Below are 19,988 nucleotides of genomic sequence, written 5' to 3' on the forward strand. Positions count from 1 at the left end.
CAAAAAAAGGACTGCCACGGGTGGCAATCCTTTTAGTGGTGGGAGATACTGGGTTCGAACCAGTGACCCTCTGCTTGTAAGGCAGATGCTCTGAACCAGCTGAGCTAATCTCCCGAGGGTAAGCGTACTCTAAAAAAAGTGGGAGATACTGGGTTCGAACCAGTGACCCTCTGCTTGTAAGGCAGATGCTCTGAACCAGCTGAGCTAATCTCCCAATGGGCGTGTCCTGTTTGGGATGGCAAATATGGGGGGCTGTTTTCGAAAACGCAACACTTTGTGCCATCTTTGACGCAAGAATTTTTGCAACAATTCAGTTATCAGAGCCCAACTGGCTGCCAGTCAGAAATTTCAGCGGAGGAAACAGTGTGCGTAGATTTCTGAAAATTTTCTGTTTTACCGGGCTGGCCATGGTGTGTATAGCATGGCTGGGGCTGTGGCTGGGCGAGGATGCTGTGATTCGGTTGTTCGTAACGGGCCTGAACCGCTACCTGTGCGTACCCGTGCAGGCCAGCCGGCTGGAAGTGTCGGCGCTGGATCAGTTTCCGCGGCTCTCCGTTACGCTACACGATGTAACGGTGCACGGCTCTCTGCCCTCCGATACCGTGCAGCTGGCCCGGGCCCGGCGGCTGTACTGCGCCTTCAACGTGTGGGATGTGGTAAGCGGTCAGTACCGAATCCGGGAGATAACGCTTACCGATGCCCGGGTGCACATTCGACGCAATCAGCAGGGCGTGGGCAACTACCACCTGCTCTGCCCCGATACGGCCGCTACCTCCCCCGATGATGCCCCCTTCCGGCTGGCGCTGGAAGGTATCCGGCTGGAGCGAGTGGCCGTGGTGTATGAGGACGCCAGCCGTCAGCAGCGTATTGCACTGCGCGCACCCGATGTTCAGGCGCGGGTAACCATAGCCGGCCCGCTGGTAATTGTGAAGGCTGCCGGCGCGACGGAAGTGCAAACCGTCCGGCTCGGCACCGACGATTATTTCCAGCAGAAACAGCTGCAACTGCAGGCCACCGTTGCCATTGACCGGGCGCGGCAGCAGCTGGCTATTCAGTCGTCTACCATCGGCATCGGGCCGGCCCGGTACGAGGTGGCGGGCACTATCGGGTATCAGGCCGCCCCGCACCTGGATTTGCGGTGCGAAGCTACCGGAGCCGATATTCAGGCGGTGCTGGCTCTGTTGCCGCCCCGGCTCACGCGCGCGGTGGCGGGCTACCGGAGTCGGGGGCAGGTGTATTTCGGGGGCACGGTGCAGGGTGAGTGGTCGGAGGCGCACAACCCAGCGGTGCAGGTGCGGTTCGGCTGCCGGAATGCCTCGTTTTTTCACCCGAAATATCAGCAGGCGGTGGAGCAGGTGAGCTTAACGGGTACATTCAGTAATGGAGCCGCCCGCTCGACTCGTACGACGGTGCTGAGCCTGCAGAACGTACACGGGCAGCTGGCTGGTCGGCCGTTTAGCGGGGTGCTGCGCCTGGAGAATTTTCAGAATCCGCAGTTGACACTTACCGCCCGGGCCAACGTGGACCTGAGCCGGGCGGTACGGTTTTTTCCGGTGTCGGCGGTGCAGTCGGCCCAGGGTACGGCGCAGGTAGCTCTGCAGCTGAATGGACCGCTACGGACTATCCGGACGCAACCCACCGCCCGGCAAGCCAGCGGCCAACTGACCTTTCAAGGCGTGGCACTGCGCCTGCGCGACTTCCGGCAGCCATTTACCGGGCTTACAGGGGAACTAGCGCTACGTGGTTCCGATGTGGCTTTCACCGGGTTGCGGGGCCGGCTGGGTAGCTCCGACTTTCAGGCTCAGGGCGTTTTGCACAACGTAACCGGCTGGGCGGCCAGCCCTGGGCAGCCGTTGCGGGTGCAGGCTGCTGTGGTAGCTAACCTGCTCGATTTCAATCAGCTGTTGTATGTATATCAGCCAAGGAAAAGCCCGGCGGCGGTGTCACCCCGGCCAGCTTCGGGCGGCCTGCACGTACCGGCCACGCTGGCGCTGAGTGTGCAGGTACAGGCCCGGCAGGTGCGGTTTCGGCGGCTGCGGGGGCGGCAGCTGCGCGGCACGCTGCGGCTGCAAAACCAGGTGTTCAGCTCACCGGGCCTGACGCTGCTGGCCGCCGGCGGTCAGGTGAGTGTGCGGGGCACTGTGGACGCCCGCCGCGCCAGTCTGCTGAAAGCCAGTACCGTGGCCAGCTGTCAGCAGCTGCCGCTGGATAGCCTGTTTTACGTGTTCGAGGATTTCGGCCAGCAGTTCCTCACGGCCCGTCACCTGCGCGGCCGCCTCACCGCCACCGCCGAATCGGACACGTACTTCGATGCACATCTGACGCCGCTGACGGAACGGCTGGAAGCCGAGGTGCACGCCACTATTCACGATGGGCAACTGCTGAATTTTGAGCCGTTGCAGCGCCTGAGCCTAGTGGCCGACCGCGCCACCTTACGTCACCTTCGCTTTGCCGAGCTACACAATAGCCTCTATGTGCAGAGCCGCACAGTATATATCCCGCAAATGGATATCCGCTCCAATGTGCGGGCGGCCTCGCTGATTCGGGTAACGGGCACGCATACGTTTGATCAGCAGCTGGACTACCATGTGCAGATTCCGCTGCTGCCGGGCCTGCTGCCCCGGGCCGCAGCCCGCGCCGATGGGCCGGGCCTGCGCCTGGCCATCCAGGGTACCGAAGACCAGTTTACCGTTCGGTACGAAACGGGACCGGACAGGCCGCGTGAACCGCCGGTAGCAGCCGGTACGCCGCTGCCGGCTTCATCCGCCGCCCCGGCACCCGCGCCCGGTACCCGGCCGGCTGAGCGGCCCTCGTTCGAGCTGAAAAAGCCGGTGAAAAAGCCGGCCCAGCCTCAGGTGGGAGAGTATTTTGAATTTTAAGGGCAATACATTCGGTGCGTGGGTCAACCTCAGCCGCTGGCAGTGCGTTAAGGAGGGCGAGTTATGTCCCACTCCAACTCCTCTCGCCATGAACGATACGCAACTACTCCAGAATTACTCCGATCAAGAAAAAGCAGCTTACCTGAGCGTAATAGCTAGTCTGGCTTCCGCCGACCGGGAAGCCTCGGCTGCTGAAATCGAATTTTTGCAGCAACTGGCCCACCAGGCCGGCCTGAGCGGTGGTGCTACCCAGCAGGTGCTGGCCTCAGCCAAAGATGCCACCAACGAATCCATCAAAAGCAACCTGGATGCGTTGCGCGGCAGCGACCTGCGCTTCTCGCTGGTTACCGACCTTATCAGCTTTGCCCGCGCCGATGGCTCGTACGCCAACGACGAGGAGGCCATGGTGAATAAAATAGCTGCCTACCTCAACATCACACCCCAGCAGACCCAGGCGCTCAACCAAGTGGTAGACCAGGCTGCCCAAGTTCCGCACGATGCCAGTGACCCCGCCAAGCAGGGTTTCTTCAGCGGCATCACCGATAAGCTGGACAGCGTTGGCATTCCGAAAGGTGCCCTGATGGCCGGCCTGCTCGGCGTGGTGGCCCCCATGGTTATTTCGAAAGTGATGGGCGGCCGCAGCCAAAGCTCCGGTATTGGTGGCGGTATGATGGGTGGTGGTACTATGGGCGGCCTGCTCGGCGGTGCTGCCCAGAGCGGTATGGGCGGCTTGCTTGGTGGCCTGCTGGGCGGTGGTTTGCTCAGCGGCGTACTCGGCGGCGGCCAGTCCCAGTCAACTGATTCGTACGGCAACTATCCGCAGCAAGGCTCACACGTGGGCAGCGGCGGCCTGGGCTCGTTGATGTCGATTCTGGGCGGTCTGGGCGGTCAGCCTAACTCCCAGCCCCGCAGCAACGGCGGCGGCGGCCTCGGTGGCCTCATGAGCGGCGGTATGGGCGGGTTGCTCGGCGGCCTGCTCGGTGGCCGGTAATCAGCCCTTAGTTAGCCCTAATGCAAAAGCCCCCGACGTTGTCTAAACGTCGGGGGCTTTTGCATTGGAGTATAGATTGTTATCAAATGGATAACGGGACCAAGCGTGCTTAGGCGGGCAGCCCGTTTACCTGCACAATGGTGGTGCCGGTGCTGGCGAAGGTGCCGCCGGCCTGCTCCACGGCTTCGATGAGGCGGTAGTTCAGCTCCTCCTTCACCTGCAGATATTCCTCGTAGTTGGTGGTTTCCACGAAGTATTGCACCGTTACTTCCTTGGCGGCCGGGGTCAGGGCCGAAAACTGAATTTGCACTTCCTTGGTCACCAACGGGTTTTCCTCGATAGCGCGCTTGCCGTCCTGCACAATGCGGTGGAGCTGCTGGCTGGTGGTGGCGTGGCTCAGGGCCAGGGTGAAATTCACGCGCCGGGCCGTACGCAGGCTCAGGTTGTCCAGCGGCTTGTCAATCATGCTTTTGTTGGGGACCGTCACGTAGCTTTTCTCGGCCGTGCGCAGGCGGGTGCTTCGAAAACCCACTTTCTCCACGGTACCGGTTACACCGCCCACATCCACCAAATCACCCACGGCGAAGGGCCGGTCGAGGAAGATGGTGAACGAGGCAATCAGGTTTTCCAGGCTTTCCTTGGCCGCAAAGGCCACGGCCAGACCACCAATGCCCAGGCCCCCGATAAGCGCCGTTACGTTTACGCCGAACACCTTGCTCAGCATCACCAGAAACGTGATGGTAAGTACCAGCACTTTCAGCAAATCCTTGGCGAAGGGCACCAGCTGGTTGCTGATGCGGGAGGTGCTGTTTTCGGAGCGGCGCTGGAATACCAGCACCAGAAAATCGATAATGCGCAGCCACACCCAGCCGATACCCCAGATAACGGCCATCTGAAATAGCCGGAACAGCAGCACCTTCGGCCAAGGCTCGTTGCGCCCAATTTCGGAGCTGCGCACCGGGTAGTCCAGCACCTGAAACGCAAAATAGGCCGTTATTAGGAAGATAACGATGGACAGCGGCTGAATCAGCAGGGCCTGAAACTGGTGCTCGGCCACTCCCTCCGTGCGCTTGCGGATAAACCGGAACACCAGCTTGGACAGGAGCCTCGACAGTAGCGTTTTGAAGGCGTACCCAAACAGCAGAATGCCCGCGCACCACAGGTACGCCGTCACGTTGTTGCCCAGAAAGCGGTAGTTGAGGATTTCCTGGATGCTCATTTACTAGTGCTTAGTTGTTAGTGCTTAGTTGTTAGTGCCTGGTGCTTAGGTTGTTCGACGTTATTCTTGGATTGAACAACCTAAGCACCAGACATTAGGCACCAAGCACCAGACTCTATACCAACTGGCGCAGCGCCATTTCGAACGACTTCTGGGCAATGCCAGTGCGGGAGTCGCCTTGGTGGCGGGTGCGGGCTAGGGCTGCCCGAATCACGCGGGAGGTGTCCTGGAAGATGGCTTGGTCGGTAATTTCGGCGTTGGATTCCATCAGGTAGGCGAATACCCGGGCCATGCCGCAGTTGGCAATAAAATCGGGGATGACGCTGGTGTGGTCGTCGGCAAACTCGCCGGTGGGGCCGAAGAAGATTTCCGGATCCTGGAACGGCACGTTAGCACCGCAGCTAATTACCTCCAGCCCGCCGGCTACCAATTGCTCCACCTGCTGGCGCGTTACCAGCCGGGAGGCCGCCGCCGGAATGAAGATTTCGGCCCCGCTGCTCCAGATGCGCTGGTTCACTTCCTCGAAGGAAAGCAGGTTATCGGCCGTAAGCGCATTCCCTTCGCGGCGCAGAAACAGCTCCCGAATTTCCTCCAGCGTGAAGCCGTCTTCCTTGATAAGGCCGCCGGCCCGGTCGATGATGCCGGTAATGCGCGCGCCCTGGCTGGCCAGGTAGTAGGCGGCTGCCGCGCCCACGTTGCCCCAGCCCTGGATGATGGCGCGCTTGCCCTGCACTGCGCGGCCGCCCCACAGCTCGTAGTAGTGGCGCACGGCCTCGGCCACGCCATAGCCGGTAATGAGGTCGGCCACGGTGTATTTGCGGCTCAGATCGGGGGTGAAGGAGGCGTCTTCGAGCACCTTCACCACGCCCTGGCGCAGCTGGCCCAGCTTCTGAATCTTCTGGGGCTCGGTGGCGCGGTAGTGCCCGTTCACGATGCCCTCCTGCGGGTGCCACAGGCCATAGTCCTCCGTAATCGGAATCACGTCGTGAATCTCGTCTACGTTCAGGTCGCCGCCGGTGCCGTAGTAATTCTTCAGCAGCGGAATAACGGCCTTGTACCAGCGCTCCAGCACGCCGCGCTTGCGCGGGTCCTGGGGGTCGAAGTTGATGCCGGATTTGGCTCCGCCGATGGCCGGTCCCGACACGGTGAACTTCACCTCCATGGTTTTGGCCAGGCTTTCCACCTCGCGCTTGTCCAGGCCCTTGCGCATACGGGTGCCGCCGCCGGCCGCCCCGCCGCGCAGGGAATTAATCACCACCCAGCCCTCGGCTTCGGTTTCCGAGTCTTTCCATTCAAAAACGATTTCGGGACGTTTGTTCTCAAACTTGGCCAGCAGGTCTTTCATTGGGGGTAGTAGATGGAGTGGGGTGGAATTCAGTGCCGCAAAGGTAAGCAGCCACTGCGGCAACCAACCGGGCGTTGGGCGGTCCGCTGCCGAATAAACGCGTAGCGGATACGTTATACATCGACCCAGACGAAAACCAAAATCGGAGGTCACGCATCCTTACCTGGCAGATATCGTCTGTTCTGAGTGTGTAGCCGTAAAAGGGTACACGGATCCAATTTCGGCGCTTTTATAATTTTTTTTTGCCCCTGGTACGTTGGGAGGAACTTTGCAGGGTTGAAATATCGTATTACCCATATTCCTGCATATCCACCCACTGGTACCACCACCGTTGTAACGATATATGAAACCTTTGCTTTCCCGAGTAGAATCCAAAAAAGTAGATAAGGCCGCCGCTATGCTGAAAGTGCTGGCCCACCCCAAACGGTTAGCCATTGTGGACCTGCTGGGCAAGGAAGAGAAAATGACCGTCACGGAAATTTACCGTTCCCTGGATTTACCGCAGGCCATTGCCTCTCAGCATCTTATCACTCTGAAAGACCGGGGTATCCTGTCGTCGTTCAAGGTGGGCACCAAAATCTACTACTCGCTGTCCATTCCCAAGCTGCTCGATGTAATCGACTCGCTGGAGGATTGCTGCGACACGATTTAATACCGCCCCTCATCCACTGGTATCGTTACCTGTGCATGCAAAACGCCCGCCCTACTGCTTGAGTAGGGCGGGCGTTCTGTTGAGTTGGTTGGGTACCGGGAGCGGGCTACGCTACGTCGGGCTGACGCTCCAGGTCGAACAAGTCGGTGAGTACGTCGATGAGCTGGTCGGCCTCGCCGCGCTTGCAGGCAGCTTTCAGCTGTAGCACCGGCTGCTTCAGGATTTTCTGCATCAGGGAGCGGGTGATGTCGTCCATGCGCTTGGTTTCCTCGGGGCTCATTTTCTTCTGGTAGCGGTCCATTTCCTCCAACCGAATCTGCTCCAGGGCATTCTTCAGCTTTTGAATGGTGGGCGACACCAGCATTTCCTTGCTCCAGTCCTGCAGACCGTGGATGCTTTCCTCGATGATGGCGCGCACCTGAGGCACGGCGGCCAGACGACGCTCCAAAGCGGCCGAAGCCTTGCTCTGGATGGCATCGATATTATAGACCAGCACGCCGGGTACCTGCTCCACATCGGTAGCAATGCTGCGGGGCACGGAGAGGTCAATGAAAAACTTATAGCTCAGCACCTCCAGGCGCTCCACCATGTCGCGGGTGAAGAACGGGTCCTGGCGGGAAATGCTGCTGATGATGACATCAGCCTCTTTCAGACCCTGCACCAGATTCTCGAAATCCAGCACCTGCAGGCCGCATTCCTGGGCCAGTTCGTCGGCTTTGGAGCGGGTACGGTTGCAGATGGTTACGTCGGTGAATACCTTGCTGTCGCCGAGGTGGCGGCATACATCGGCCCCGATTTCGCCCAGGCCCACTACCAGCACGCGCGGGTTGGCTACGTCGGCCGTCAGCTCCTCTACCAGCTCCAGGGCGGCGTAGGAAGTAGAAGCGGCCCCGTCGCGGAAGGAGGTTTCCTGCTGTACGCGCTTGTTGGTGAAGAACACCGTGTGCAACAACCGGTGCAGAAAAGGGCCGGCGGCATCCTCATCAGCCGACCACTGGTAGGCCTGTTTGACCTGATTGCTGATCTGCAAGTCGCCGACTACCTGAGCATCGAGGCCCATGGCCACCTCAAACAGGTGGCGCACAGCTTCCTGCTGCTCGTTCAGGACATCGAAATAGGGGAAGTACTCCGTTACTTCGGGCAGATTTTTCAGCTGGCCCAAAGCTTCGATGATGGCCGGGCTCTGGTCCCGCTCCGCCGAATAATACACCTCCGTACGGTTGCAGGTGCTCAGCACCAGCAGGTCGGTCAGGCCAAACTCGTGGTGCAGGGTGTGCAGAAAACGCCGGCAGGCAGCCTCATCCAACGCAATCAACTCCCGAATTTCGAGGGGAGCTTTTTTGAAGGACAGACTTAGGGCCTTGAAAGGTTGAAGCATAGCAGTTGCTAGTGCGAAAATCAGGGGGCAAAAATACGTTACAAATTGCTAGGGTAAAAACAGTTGGTGTATGCAGGAGGTTCGGAAACTGCACGATTTACCGGCATAAACTGCTTTTCAGGCAAGTTAGCCCCGGTTTCGGGTGCCGAAACATGATAAAAATCAGTTGCCGGGCGTTACCTGTATCAGGGTAGCCCGTGGCCCCCGCGTATCTTCGCCGGGGCGGCGGCCGTATCCGGCCCTGCTGACTCCCGAATTTTCGTGCCCGTGCTGCCCATCCCCATCTACGACCAAAAGTCCCGCATCAAGCTCGTTATTGTGGCCGTGGCCCTGCTGATTGGGGCCGCCACTGTTATCTACACCAACGTGCTGGTGCAGCGCCTCTCGGAGCGGGAGCAGGAGCAGATTGACCTGTACGCCAAAACCCAGCGCTACATCATTAACACCGAGGAAACGTCCAACCTGTCGTTTCTGATGGATGAGATTATCGGGGCCAACACCACTATTCCGGTTATCGTGACGGATGGGGAAGGCAATATTGTGGATGCGCGCAATGTGAACGTGCCCAAGGGCGCGTCGGAGCAGGCTTCCATTAAGCTGTTGCGCAAGGAAATTGAGCTGATGAAGGAGCAGCACCCGCCCATCATCATCGAAATCGGGGCCGGGCTGCGCAACTACATTTATTATAAGGAGTCGGATTTGCTTACGCAGCTACGGCTGTACCCGCTGGTGCAGCTGGCTATTATCGGGTGCCTGGGGGTTATTGCCTATTTCGCCTTCAGCTACTCGCGCCGGGCCGAGCAGAACCGCGTGTGGGTGGGTCTGGCCAAGGAAACAGCCCACCAGCTGGGTACGCCTTTGAGCAGCCTGGTGGGCTGGCAGGCCTACCTGCGGGAGAGTGAGCGGTTTCGGGGGGAGCCCATTGTGGAGGAACTGGGCAAGGACATCCGGCGGCTGGAAATTATTACCGAGCGGTTCAGCAACATCGGCTCGGTGCCGGTGCTCAACGACGAGAACATCCTACGCGTTACCCAAAACGCCATTGCCTACCTACAAAGCCGGGTGTCGCGCAAAGTGACCTTCGAGGTAAAAACCGACCTGCCCACCGACACGCCCGCCCAGGTAAACATTCCGCTGTTCGACTGGGTAATCGAAAACATCTGCAAAAACGCCGTGGACGCCATGGACGGTAAGGGCAGTATTACCATTCACCTGCGCCGCCCCATCCGCAACAAGTCCCAGATTGCCATTGACATAACGGACACCGGCAAGGGTATTTCCAAGAGCAAGCTGGACCGGGTATTCCAGCCCGGCTTCACCACCAAAAAGCGAGGCTGGGGCCTGGGCCTGGCTCTGGCCAAGCGCATTATTGAGAACTACCACAAAGGCAAGCTCTTCGTGAAGTGGAGCGAAGTAGGCCGCGGCACCACCTTCCGGGTGATTCTGAACGGGTAAGTTTTAGTTGTCAGTTGCTTGTTGTCAGTTATTAGTTCGCTTCAATTGAATCTAGTAACTAACAACTAACAACTGACAATAAGCAACTGACAACTCATTTCCCCCGGTTGGTCAGCTCCACGTAGCTGTTGCCGCTGACGGGGCGGCCGTGGTGGGTGCCTTCTACCCGGCACATGCCTTCCCAGTAGTGCATTTTGATGCCGGCGAAGAGCTTAAGCGTAAGTTCCTGGTCGGCTACCAGCGGCGTAATGGTGAGGTCGTACTCCTGGCTGGGAATGCGCAGGCGCCACTTGCTGGGGTAGGGAAGCTTGGAGTGGGGGCTGGTCCAGTACTCCTGCACTTCCAACTGAAAATCGTCGGCTTTGAGGTCTGCCACGTTGCCCCGTTCAGCCCCGTTGTAGGTGCCGCCGCTCACGCTCCGGTCGGAGTTCCGGTCGAAGAGCTGGTAGGTCATGATTTCGTGGTGCTCAACGGCCGTAGGACTGGGCTGGCCGCTTTCTGTGAGCAGCGGCTCATCCAGCTGCAGGGAAAACCAGTCCCAGCCGATGCCTTTGTTGGTTACGCTGTTGCAGTTCCACTGCCGGTCGTACCACAGGTAGCCCTCCACCTCGTGCATTTTGCCATCTACCTCAATGGTGCCCTGCGTGGACATGCGCGGGTAGCTGTAGTAGCCGGCCTTGGCTACGTCGCCGTAGTTTTCGTAGCCGGTGCCGCTGTGCAGCAGCAGGCCTTTATGGGGCGTGGTACGCAGGTTGATGGCGTAGCCGGGGTGGGCCGCCATCCGGCCCTGCAGCACGTACTCGCCGGTTTGGCCGTCCAGGGTCCAGAGCTGGTCTTTTTTCTGGGTGCTGAGGCGGATGGGTAACTGAGGTTCCAGCAGCTGGGGCAGGCGCTGCACCTTGTAGTCGTAGCGGAACTGCTTGGCTTGCGGGTCGGTGAGGGCGAAGTTGACCATTTGCCAGTCCCGCTTCCCATTCAGGTTGAAGTGGAAAAACACGTACTCCACCCCAAACTGCTCGCCGGTTTTCACGTCGCGCAGGTGGCCGGTGAAGTACCACCACTCCAGGGAGTTCTGCTTGTGCACGGACTCCTCCTGGGGCAGCTGGGCCCGTTCCGTGAATACGTCAAATTTATTGGTCGGCTTCAGGGCGCAGCCTGAGGCCGTAAACAGCAGCAATACGGTAGCTAGCAGCAGGTTCTTCATACTGCCGGAATAAGACATTTCGGGGCCGAAAGGTTTATTCCGTGGTGGCAGCCAGGCAGAGAGGCGAAACTACGGTCGGGCCGGGACTTCGCCTATGGTGAACAGGTTGTCGCCCTTGTTGATGGGGGGCGTGGCCGTCATCACTAGCACAACGCCGTTGGTGGAGGCCGTTACGTCGGTCAGGTAGTTGCCGAACAGGTCGGTTACGTAGCCCAGCGCCTGGCCTTGGTACACAAATTCCCCGGCTTTCACCCTCGGGAAGAAAAAGCCGGTGTGCTGGCTATCAATGCTCACGCGGCGGGTAACCAGGTAGGGCGCCGGGCTGGCGGGCAAGGTGCCTTCCTCAATGCGCAAGTGTACTAGCAGCCGGTGCAGGGCCTGTTTGATGAGGGCTACGTTTTCGGCTTCGGGCATCCCCAGTCGGCCGCATTCAATGTCGGCAGCCGGAATGCCGCGCTTGACGGCTTCGCGGGAGCAGTACACGCTTGCGGCCTTGAGCGTGGGCTCGTTGCCGAACTGGATGACGTAGGGAAAACCCATGGCTACGGCTATCTGCCGGCCTTTCTCGGATAGCTCGGGCGTATCGAAGTAGTTGTAGTAGCCGGCGTAGGGACGCAGGTCTTCGGGGGCGTCGCCGGCGTGCACGTCCACCACATAGTGGCAGCGGCTGATGATGTTGTTGCTCAGCAGCCAGGCCAGCCGCTCGGTAACGGTGCCGGTGGCCTTGCCGGGAAACACGCGGTTCAGGTTTTTGCCATCCTGAGGATTGAGGTTGACGCTGTGCCCCAGAAAACCCGCCACGTTAGCCACGTGCACCAGAATGATAGTGCCGCTAAGCTGGGTCGGGTCCAACTCCCTGGCCAGCTGCTGCGCCGCCAGTATAGGCGGGTATTCGTAGCCGTGCACCCCGGCAATGATACCCAGCACCGGCCCCGGCCGGCGCCCGTGAAACACCGTCACGGGCACTACGGCCGTGTCGCGCCCATCGTGCACCGGTAGCAGCACCGCCAGCTTCTGGCCCGGCGCAATGGCTTTGCCGTTGAACTGGAAAGGCTTCCAGGGAGCCGCAAAGGAGGAAATAGCGGCGGTGATAATGTAGGTGAATAGCAGGCAGAAACGGAGGGGATTCGGCATTGGAAAGGCAATCAGGTGAAGAAAAGGCATCTGAATACGCCCGTATTTTTAGCTGTCATCCTGAGCGTGCGAAGGACCTTGTTACGCAAGAACGTCAGGCGTGATAAGGTTCTTCGCACGCTCAGAATGACAGGAACGGGAGTCTGACCGTACTTCTTAACGCGGCAGTACCGGGCGTACCCGCAGTAACACCAGTCCCAGCCCGAATACTGCTGCCACGCTCAGTAGCAGCTTCAGCAGGCCGCGCCGGGCGGTAGCCAGCTCGGGTTGGCTGGTGAAGGAGTGGCGGGGCTTCTGGCCGTAGTCGGTATGGGTGAAAGCAACTTTGCGGAACAGGAACGGGTAATAGAAAGCTCGCAGCGCATCGTGGTAGCGGGTGGCGCTGCGCTGGAAGGCCAGGTGGGTGGGTAAATCGGAGCCGGCCAGGGCGTTGAAGCTGGTTTGGGCGTTGATGGCCGGGGAAAGAAGGTTGAGGCTTTCGGCCAGGTTGTGGCGCGCCTGCAGGCCGGTGGCGTAGGCAGCAGCCTGCGGGGCCACAGCTAGGTCGCCGAGGTGCTGGAAGGCGTAATACCAGCGCCACACAAACCGCTCCCGGATGGTGGCCGTGTCGCGGAACTGCGGGTAGAGGGCGAAAAAGCGGTTCATGGTTTCCGCCTTGGGCCGGTCCCAACCCCCGTGAATTTCCTCGCGCTGCTTAATAGTCAGCTCGATACCCTGAGGCAACGGCCGGGCCGCAGCTACTCCCAGACTCAACAGGCTCGGCACCAGCACCACCAGCAAAAGCCATACGCCCAGCAAGGCCACGGCATTCACGGCCGAAGTGCGTTGCAGGGCCGTCACCACCAGCACTACCCCAAACCAGAACAGGCAATACAACGTGCTCAACGCCAGCCAGCTCAGTACGCGGCCATCCAGCGGCACCCCGGCCCACAGCATCCCCACCACCGACAGCAGCCACACCAACCCCAGCACTACCGCCACCCGAAACGCCAGCTTAGCCCCAATAACTGTGGCCGGGCGAATAGGCTGGGCCAGTAGCAGGGGCAAAATACCCTCTTCCCGTTCACTGGACAGCAAGTTGAAGCTCAAGGCAATGATGAGCAGCGGCAGCAGGTACACCAGCACAAACGCCAAATCGAAGTTGCCGCTGAGTAGCTTTAAGGGGTTGGTGTTGTCGGTGGCGTAGAGCTGGTTTTGCAAACCCAGCAGGCGCAGCTTCACGTAGCTGGGGTTCACGTCGCGCAAGCCCAGAGACAGGGCCGCCCACGCATCAGGATGGTGTACGGCGAAGGTGGAGTGGTAGTAGCCGATGTCGCCGGCGTCGGCGGGGCCGGGAAACTTCGCCTTCATTTCCTCCACGTTGCGGCGGGTCAGTTCGGGCAGGGCGGCCAGCTGCTGGCGCTGCCGGGCTATTTCTGTGGTGCCGTAGTAGATGCCGTAGAGGCCCGTGGCCAGCAGCAAGCCGCAGAGCAGCACCAGCCCCTTGGCCGCCCGGAAGTGCCGCCACTCGGCGGCAAACAGTATCGAAAATACGCGCATCAGCTCAGGAAACAGACGTGTTGGAAATCAAGCGCAGCCCCAGCCAGCACAACCCCACGGCCCACAGTAGCAGGGCGGCCACCGGCAGCAGCAGACGCGGCAGCGCCCAGCCCAGTGGCGGGGCTTGGTAGGAAAATACCGGCAGCTTCTGCCAGGTGCTGGCGTCCAGGCGCCGCTCTTTGTCGCCGTAGCCCATGCTGGCCTGCAGGCCATTCAGGCGCTGCACGAGGCCGTAGCGGTAGGCTTCGGCGGCTTGCTGGAAATGCACGTAGTGGGCGAAGTCAGAGCCGGCTAAGCTCATCGACAGCGGCCGGATGGCTTGATAGGGATTCAGTAGGCCAGCCCACTCCGACAGGCGGTTTTGGCGCTCATAAGTGGCATTCAGCTCGGCGAAATGCTGCTGGTAGACTTTGGCGGAATACTCCTCGCCGGCCGCCATTTGCACCCCGGCCAGGCTCACCGGTAGCTTTTCCTCGGAGTCCACTCCGTACTTTTTAAACAGGTCGGCTTTCAGGGCTGCGGCGCGCTGGTCGTGCGGGTCGTGGCCGTCGATGCCGTGCTGGGCCTCGTCGTGCACCTCGGCGTCCATCTGGGCTTTGGTGATGGTGGGGTAGAGGGTAGCGCCCAGGTTGGCCGTGGCTTTGGGCAGAATCACGCCGCCCAGAATCCAGAGGCCGAGCAGCGTAACCAGCGCCGCGCGGGAGCTGACCTGCCAGGCCGACACCACCACCGCACCCACCACGAACACGAAGAAGTACACCGCGTAGCCCGCCACGAACAGCGCCAGCCGGGCCACCAGATCAAGGCCGCCGGCAAACTCCTCGCCTGTAAACAGCAACGCCGCCGCCAGTGCCAGGGCCGGGGCCACCACCAGCGCCACGGCCTGGCTGTATCCCCGAATCTTGCCCCAAGCCACCTGCCGCAGGGTTACGCCCTGGCTAAGCAGCAGCTTGAGCGTGCCCGTGGCGCGTTCCTCCGAGAAGGCTCCAAAACACAGGAATATAATCAGCAGCGGCACCAGCAGTTGCAGTACAAACGCCACGGTCATCTCCCCGAACCGAATCAGGGAACCGGCCTGCTGGGCCTGGCTGAAGTTGATGCTGTTTTGCTGGTGGGCCTCCAGGTACACGGCGCTGCCCGTAAACGAGTCCACGCCGCCATCCAGCAAGCTCAGCCCCGATTTTGGCCGGAACGCAAACGAGCCGTAGTGGGCCACGCGGTGCGGGTGCCGGGCGGGTTGGTTTCGGAACTTGTCGTTGACGGTTTGCTGGGCCAGCTGGCGCTCCTGTTGCAGGGTGCGGAACGAGGCCCGGCCCACCAGCGTGGCGGCCAGCAACAGCAGCAGTACCAAGCCACTCAGCACCGCAAAGCGCCGGTCGCGCAGGGTGCTGATGAATTCTTTTTGGGCAATGCTCCGGATCATCTGCTAGTGAATGTAGGTGAGGTAGAGCTGTTCCAGCTCTTGGGCGTTGAGGGCAGCGGTGGGGCGCACGTCCACCAGCTCGCCTTCGCGCATGATGCCCACGCGGGTGCCTACTTCCTTGGCCCGGAAGATGTCGTGGGTGGCCATGAGCACGGCCGTGCCCTGCCCGCTGAGGCGGTGCAGCAGCTCGGAAAACTCGTTGCTGGCTTTGGGGTCGAGTCCGGAAGTAGGCTCATCGAGCAGCAGCACCTTGGCGTGCTTGGCCACCGCAATGGCAATGCCCACCTTCTGGCGCATGCCCTTGGAGTAGGCCCCCACCCGCCGCCGCACGGCTTCGGCGGGAAGCCCGGCGTCGGTGAGGTAGTTCGGCAGCTCGCTTTCCGGGTACTTAAAGCCCGCCAGACTGCTGAACAAGGCCAGATTCTCCAGCCCCGACAAGTGGGGGTACAGCAGCACGTTTTCCGGAATGTAGGCCAGGTGCCGCTTGATTTCGAGCGGATTAGCGGCCACTTCCAGCCCGTTTACAAAGGCCGCGCCCGAAGTGGGCTGGATGAAGCCCAGAAACAGATTGATGGTGGTGCTTTTGCCGGCCCCGTTCTGGCCCAGCAGGCAGAAAATTTCGCCTGGCGCAATCTGCAGGTTCAGCCCGCGCAGGGCCAGCTTATCGGCGTACTGCTTGCGCAGCTCCCGGGCTTCGAGAAGGTAGGTCATTGGAGGTAGGGTAAGAGGGGAAGAGGGTGGGCGGGTAAACGGATATGGGGGTAGGAGGGGAAGGCGGCTTCTTTTTACCCTCCTACCCCCATACCCGCTTACCCTCATAGCCTACTCAAAACGTATAGCCCATGGTGGCCATGAAGTTGCGGCGCGCGCCGGGGCTGGCCCGGAAGAAGTCGTAGCCGCCCACGAAGTAATAGGTGTCCAGCAGGTTGTTCACGTTCAGGTGGAAGTTGAACTTGCCGGTGGTGTAGAACAGAGCCACATCGAGGGTGGTGTAGCCGGGCCAGTAGGCCCAGTACAGCTCGCCGGTCGTGGTGTTCTGCACCTGGTTTTCGGTGCGGCGGCGGCTAACGGCGTTGCCGCCCATGGCCACGCCCAGCCCGCGCAGCGTGGGCGTCACGAAGGTGTACTTGGTCCAGAGGCCGGCCGAGTGGCGGGGGGCATTGGCCAGCGGCTGACCTTCCTCCACCGGCAGGGCCGCGTCCAGCACCTCCGAGTGGTTGAAGGCGTAGTTGGCGTTCAGGTTCAGGTTGGGCAGCAGGTTGCCCACCAGCTCCACCTCCGCCCCGCGGGAGCGGACCAGGTCGTTCTGGCGGTAGATGGTGGTGCCGTCGGGCATCAGGGCGTTGGTGGGCACCAGCTGGTTGCGCTTGTCAATCTGGTACACGGCCACCGTGCCCAGCAGGCCCTTCTGAAAAAACTCGCCCTTCAGGCCGGTTTCCACCTGGTAGCTGGTTTCGGTATCAAAGGGCGTGCTGCGGCCGTAGCGCTCCGGTGTGCGGATGAATTCCGGCTTGAGTGGCCGGAAACCGGCGCTGTAGCTGGCGAAGTAGTTCAGGTTGTCGCGCAGGCTGAACGTAAGGCCGGCGCGGGGCAGCAGGCGGCGCTGCGGAATGGTTTCCGCGCCATTGCCGTAGTCACGCTCATCCGCAAATAGCTCGTAGCGGGCCCCCAGCAGCACGTTCAGGCGAGGCGTCAGGGCCAGCTGGTCCTGCACGTACAGGCCGGTGGTGTGGTACACCGAGTTCAGGTAGTCGATGAAAAACTGCGGCAGCGGCCGGCGCACGTACTTCGTGGGGTCCTGGATTTCGTAGAGCGGCTTTTTCAGGTCAAAGGTCAGCGGGGTGGCCACGCCGTTCACCAGCTTCTGCCGGGCCTCAAACATGGTGCTCTGCGGGTCCGTCGTGAAGCGGATGTAGTCCACGCCCGTTACTACTTTGTGCTGCACCGGCCCGGTTGCCAGGTTCAGCACGAAGTACGACGCCAGGTTTTTGGTGTATTCCTCGGCCCGGCGGTCGAAATAACGCAGGTTCATTACCGTGTTGGCCGGGGCGTCGGCGTAGGTATTCAGGGTGCGGTGCTCGCTCAGGTTCTCGTTGTAGGTGAAGTCGAGGTAGGAGGCATTGAACGACAGCCAGTTGGTGAAGCGGTGGTTGAGCGAGGCGTTGAAATAGTAGGTGCTGGTGCGGAAATAGTCGCTCGGCTGGCTTAGCGTAAACGAGCGGGGCAAGGCGTACAAATCTCCGCCCCGGATGGTGATGCCCCGGTCCAGGTAGCCGTCGATGTGGGTGTACACCAGCTCGGCGTTGATGGTGGTGTGGTCGGTGGGCAGGAACGTGACGGTGGGAGCCACCATCACGGAGCGGGTGTCGTTCACGTCGCGGAAGGTGTTCGATTTCTCGAAGCCCGTATTGACGCGGTATAGCACGTTTTTCTGCTCATTCAGCGGCCCGGTGAGGTCGGCGGTGGCCCGCATGGTGTTGAAGCTGCCCGTCGAAAACGTAAGAGCCTGCCGGGCCACGTCGAGCGGCTTTTTCGTCACCATATTTACCGTGCCGCCGGGGTTGATGTCGCCGTACAAGGCCGCGCCGGGGCCTTTCAGCACTTCTACCCGCTCCAGGTTTACCGTGAGCGGGGCCTGGGTAAATGAGTTGCCGTAGCTGAAGCCCGAGCGGAGCCCGTTCAGCAGCCGAAAGCCACTCTCGTAGCCGTTGCGGAAGCCCCGGATGGTCAGGTCGTCGTAGTGCGAGTACTGGGTTACGCCGGCTACGTTCTTCACCACCTCGGTCAGGCGCAGGGCCTGCCGGTCCTGCATTAGCTCCTTCGTAACGGTAGAAATGGACTGCGGCACGTCGATGGGCCGGGTGGCCGTTTTGGTGCCCACAAAGCTGTAGTCGCTTTTGTAGGTGCTTTCCTTGCGGCCCAGCACCTCCACTTCCTGCAGAGCAGTAGAAGTGGGTTGTAGGGCAAAATCCACCGTCAGCGTCGGCGTTTCGGCCGTGAGGACTACCGTGCGGCGTTGCTCCTGGTAGCTCAGGCTGCGGGTGATGAGCGTGTATTCGCCCAGGGGCATGGTGAGGGAGAAATGCCCATCGGCCCCGGAAAAGGCTGAGAACCGGCCGGTGGTTTCCACCACCGAAATGCCTTCGAGGCCGTGGCCGTTGGGGCCGTTTACGTGCCCATCAATGTGGCCCGTGGAAGATTGCGCCACCCCCAGCACAGGCCAGAGCAGCAGCAGACAAAATAGTAGTCGTTGCATGAAAAAAATGCACGTACCCAGGCCCGCAGCGGCAAAGCCAGCGGGTGGGTTGAAGTCAGGAAGGGGAGAGGAAAAGTGCCGCAGCAGGCGGCAACGCGCAGGTGCGCAATGGCCTTATGGCCGATAACCCACTTCGCGCAATCAGCAGAGTAACAGCCCGTAGGCGGATACTGCCAGTACGTAAAGGCGACTAGCTATCCGGAATGATAGACTGCGCCGGCCCCGCCGGTAATAAGCCAGGGGCAGAGCACGAACAAGCCGAAAAGTGGATTGACACCGATTAGGCCCGGCCGGCGGGCGGGCCGCGCAACGAAGCCTCGTCCAGCAGGTGGGCGGCGCGGCAAACAGGGGCCTGGGGGCGGTATACGGCGTAGGCCCGCAGCTCCAACGGAGCGGGCAGCACTATCGGCCCGGCCGGCCGAAACGGCGCGTCAAACAGGTGCTCCGTCTGGCAATGCTGGTGCTGCGTTGAAAGCACGGCTTTGGCCCCGGCCGCCGCAGCGTACCGCACGGTAGCCGTGTCGTCGGTGTGCTGGTGGAAGTGCGTGCGCAACACGGCCGCCTCGGGGATAAGTACCCGCAGCAGCAGCAGCAACAGCCACCAGGCAAACAGTTTACGCTTGTTCGGCACGCTTCACCGCCTCAGTTGATGAGTGGCAAAGGTAGAGGCGAAATTGGCAAATGCAACATAGTTACAACGGGAAAAAGGTGCAGCTCAAGCTAGTGCTCAGGTTATGTGCCTGCGGCACTATCACCGCCGAAACGGCCGCGTCAGCCGCTGCCACAGGCCGCGCGGGGTGTACCAAGCCGAAGCGCAGTAGCCGCCGGTTACAATGACCTCACCGGCCAGCATGCGGCCATCGGGGGCTAGCACTACATGGAGGACTTGGCTTGCCTGTGGGTTGATTGCATGGGTTTGCGGTACATAGCCAACCGAGCTTACCGTCAGCACAGCGTTGGGGCGGTGGGCATATTCAGCGGGCAATACCAGCTCAAAACCACCGTCGGCGTTGCTAATTACGCCAATAGTTGTACCCTGGAGCAGCACCGTTACGCCTGGCAAAGGCTCATGGGAAACCGAGTCTAGTACTATACCCCGTACCGTTGGCAGAGGTGGCTTGGCAGACGGCTGAACCGCCACTGGTGTCCCCAGCAGCATCCGCTGCTCCTGCAGAACCGATGGTTTGCTTTGTGCTACGGCTGCCTCGGCCGCACCCAAACCCAACACTGCCAGCGCAGCGGCCAGCCACCGCCGCGAAATCGGCGCTTCGGTAGCCACTCGCAGCGGCCGTTGCAGCTGCTCCGCCCGGAAACGCCCGCAGCTTCGGCCGCTGGTCTGGGCGAGGTAGGTTACCACTTCGGCGTCGGTCATGCGGGTGAAATCCACCACCACCTTATCACAGGCGGCGCAGTGGCGGCCCTGGGCGGCGGGCGTCATGGCTTGCCAGTTTTCGTGGCAGGGCTGGGGGATGGCAACGGTGAGGGCGCGGGACATGGCAGTTAGCTAAGGTTC

The 19,988-nt window shown here is 60.9% G+C and carries 15 protein-coding genes and 2 tRNA genes; 4 read left to right on the top strand and 13 right to left on the bottom strand.

Annotated features, from left to right (window positions below; all coding sequences use genetic code 11):
* Positions 1–36: 36 nt before the first annotated feature.
* A tRNA-Val gene (locus EI291_RS13575) sits at positions 37–114 on the bottom strand.
* Between the two features lie 25 nt (positions 115–139).
* Positions 140–214 (bottom strand) — tRNA-Val (locus EI291_RS13580).
* A gap of 193 nt (positions 215–407) precedes the next feature.
* On the opposite strand from EI291_RS13580, the gene EI291_RS13585 reads away from it, so the two are divergent.
* Positions 408–2,879, top strand: a complete 2,472-nt coding sequence (locus EI291_RS13585; protein ID WP_170172636.1) for a YhdP family protein — start codon at positions 408–410, stop codon at positions 2,877–2,879.
* Between the two features lie 88 nt (positions 2,880–2,967).
* Positions 2,968–3,870, top strand: coding sequence for a TerB family tellurite resistance protein (locus tag EI291_RS13590; RefSeq protein WP_125420766.1), 903 nt, complete (start codon positions 2,968–2,970; stop codon positions 3,868–3,870).
* A gap of 109 nt (positions 3,871–3,979) precedes the next feature.
* On the opposite strand, the gene EI291_RS13595 is transcribed toward EI291_RS13590, so the two are convergent.
* The gene (locus EI291_RS13595) at positions 3,980–5,089 is read right to left on the bottom strand and encodes a mechanosensitive ion channel family protein (protein WP_125420768.1); all 1,110 of its coding nucleotides are present in this window, start codon (positions 5,087–5,089) and stop codon (positions 3,980–3,982) included.
* Positions 5,090–5,204: 115 nt separating this feature from the next.
* Positions 5,205–6,434, bottom strand: coding sequence for a Glu/Leu/Phe/Val dehydrogenase dimerization domain-containing protein (locus EI291_RS13600; RefSeq protein ID WP_125420770.1), 1,230 nt, complete (start codon positions 6,432–6,434; stop codon positions 5,205–5,207).
* A gap of 343 nt (positions 6,435–6,777) precedes the next feature.
* Here EI291_RS13600 and EI291_RS13605 point away from each other — a divergent pair, with 343 nt between their 5' ends.
* Positions 6,778–7,086, top strand: coding sequence for an ArsR/SmtB family transcription factor (locus tag EI291_RS13605; protein WP_125420772.1), 309 nt, complete (start codon positions 6,778–6,780; stop codon positions 7,084–7,086).
* 106 nt (positions 7,087–7,192) lie between these two features.
* Here EI291_RS13605 and hemA read toward each other — a convergent pair whose 3' ends face one another.
* Positions 7,193–8,464 (bottom strand): glutamyl-tRNA reductase, encoded by a 1,272-nt coding sequence (gene hemA, locus EI291_RS13610; RefSeq protein WP_125420774.1) that lies wholly within the window; start codon positions 8,462–8,464, stop codon positions 7,193–7,195.
* Between the two features lie 267 nt (positions 8,465–8,731).
* Between hemA and EI291_RS13615 the strand changes: the two genes are divergently transcribed.
* A complete protein-coding gene (locus EI291_RS13615) occupies positions 8,732–9,919 on the top strand; it encodes a sensor histidine kinase (protein WP_240635547.1) in 1,188 nt (395 codons plus the stop codon).
* Between the two features lie 94 nt (positions 9,920–10,013).
* On the opposite strand, the gene EI291_RS13620 is transcribed toward EI291_RS13615, so the two are convergent.
* The 8 genes from EI291_RS13620 to EI291_RS13655 form a co-directional block, all read right to left on the bottom strand.
* Positions 10,014–11,123: a lipocalin family protein gene (locus EI291_RS13620; RefSeq protein WP_170172637.1), complete on the bottom strand. Its 1,110-nt coding sequence runs from the start codon at positions 11,121–11,123 to the stop codon at positions 10,014–10,016.
* Between the two features lie 69 nt (positions 11,124–11,192).
* Entirely contained in the window at positions 11,193–12,257 is a 1,065-nt protein-coding gene (locus EI291_RS13625; protein WP_170172638.1) for a succinylglutamate desuccinylase/aspartoacylase family protein, read from the bottom strand.
* Between the two features lie 156 nt (positions 12,258–12,413).
* A complete protein-coding gene (locus EI291_RS13630) occupies positions 12,414–13,796 on the bottom strand; it encodes an ABC transporter permease (RefSeq protein WP_125420782.1) in 1,383 nt (460 codons plus the stop codon).
* Between the two features lie 4 nt (positions 13,797–13,800).
* Positions 13,801–15,219: an ABC transporter permease gene (locus EI291_RS13635; RefSeq protein ID WP_125420784.1), complete on the bottom strand. Its 1,419-nt coding sequence runs from the start codon at positions 15,217–15,219 to the stop codon at positions 13,801–13,803.
* Positions 15,220–15,222: 3 nt separating this feature from the next.
* On the bottom strand, positions 15,223–15,930 hold the full coding sequence (locus EI291_RS13640; protein ID WP_125420786.1) for an ABC transporter ATP-binding protein: 708 nt from the start codon (positions 15,928–15,930) through the stop codon (positions 15,223–15,225).
* A gap of 115 nt (positions 15,931–16,045) precedes the next feature.
* Positions 16,046–18,475, bottom strand: coding sequence for a TonB-dependent receptor (locus EI291_RS13645; RefSeq protein WP_125420788.1), 2,430 nt, complete (start codon positions 18,473–18,475; stop codon positions 16,046–16,048).
* Positions 18,476–18,755: 280 nt separating this feature from the next.
* Positions 18,756–19,106 carry a hypothetical protein gene (locus EI291_RS13650; RefSeq protein ID WP_125420790.1) on the bottom strand — a complete coding sequence of 117 codons (351 nt, stop codon included), beginning with the start codon at positions 19,104–19,106 and terminating at the stop codon, positions 18,756–18,758.
* A gap of 120 nt (positions 19,107–19,226) precedes the next feature.
* Positions 19,227–19,970 (bottom strand): carboxypeptidase-like regulatory domain-containing protein, encoded by a 744-nt coding sequence (locus tag EI291_RS13655; RefSeq protein WP_125420792.1) that lies wholly within the window; start codon positions 19,968–19,970, stop codon positions 19,227–19,229.
* Between the last annotated feature and the right edge of the window lie 18 nt (positions 19,971–19,988).

The sequence above is a fragment of the Hymenobacter rigui genome (genome assembly GCF_003944715.1).
Lineage (GTDB): Bacteria > Bacteroidota > Bacteroidia > Cytophagales > Hymenobacteraceae > Hymenobacter > Hymenobacter rigui.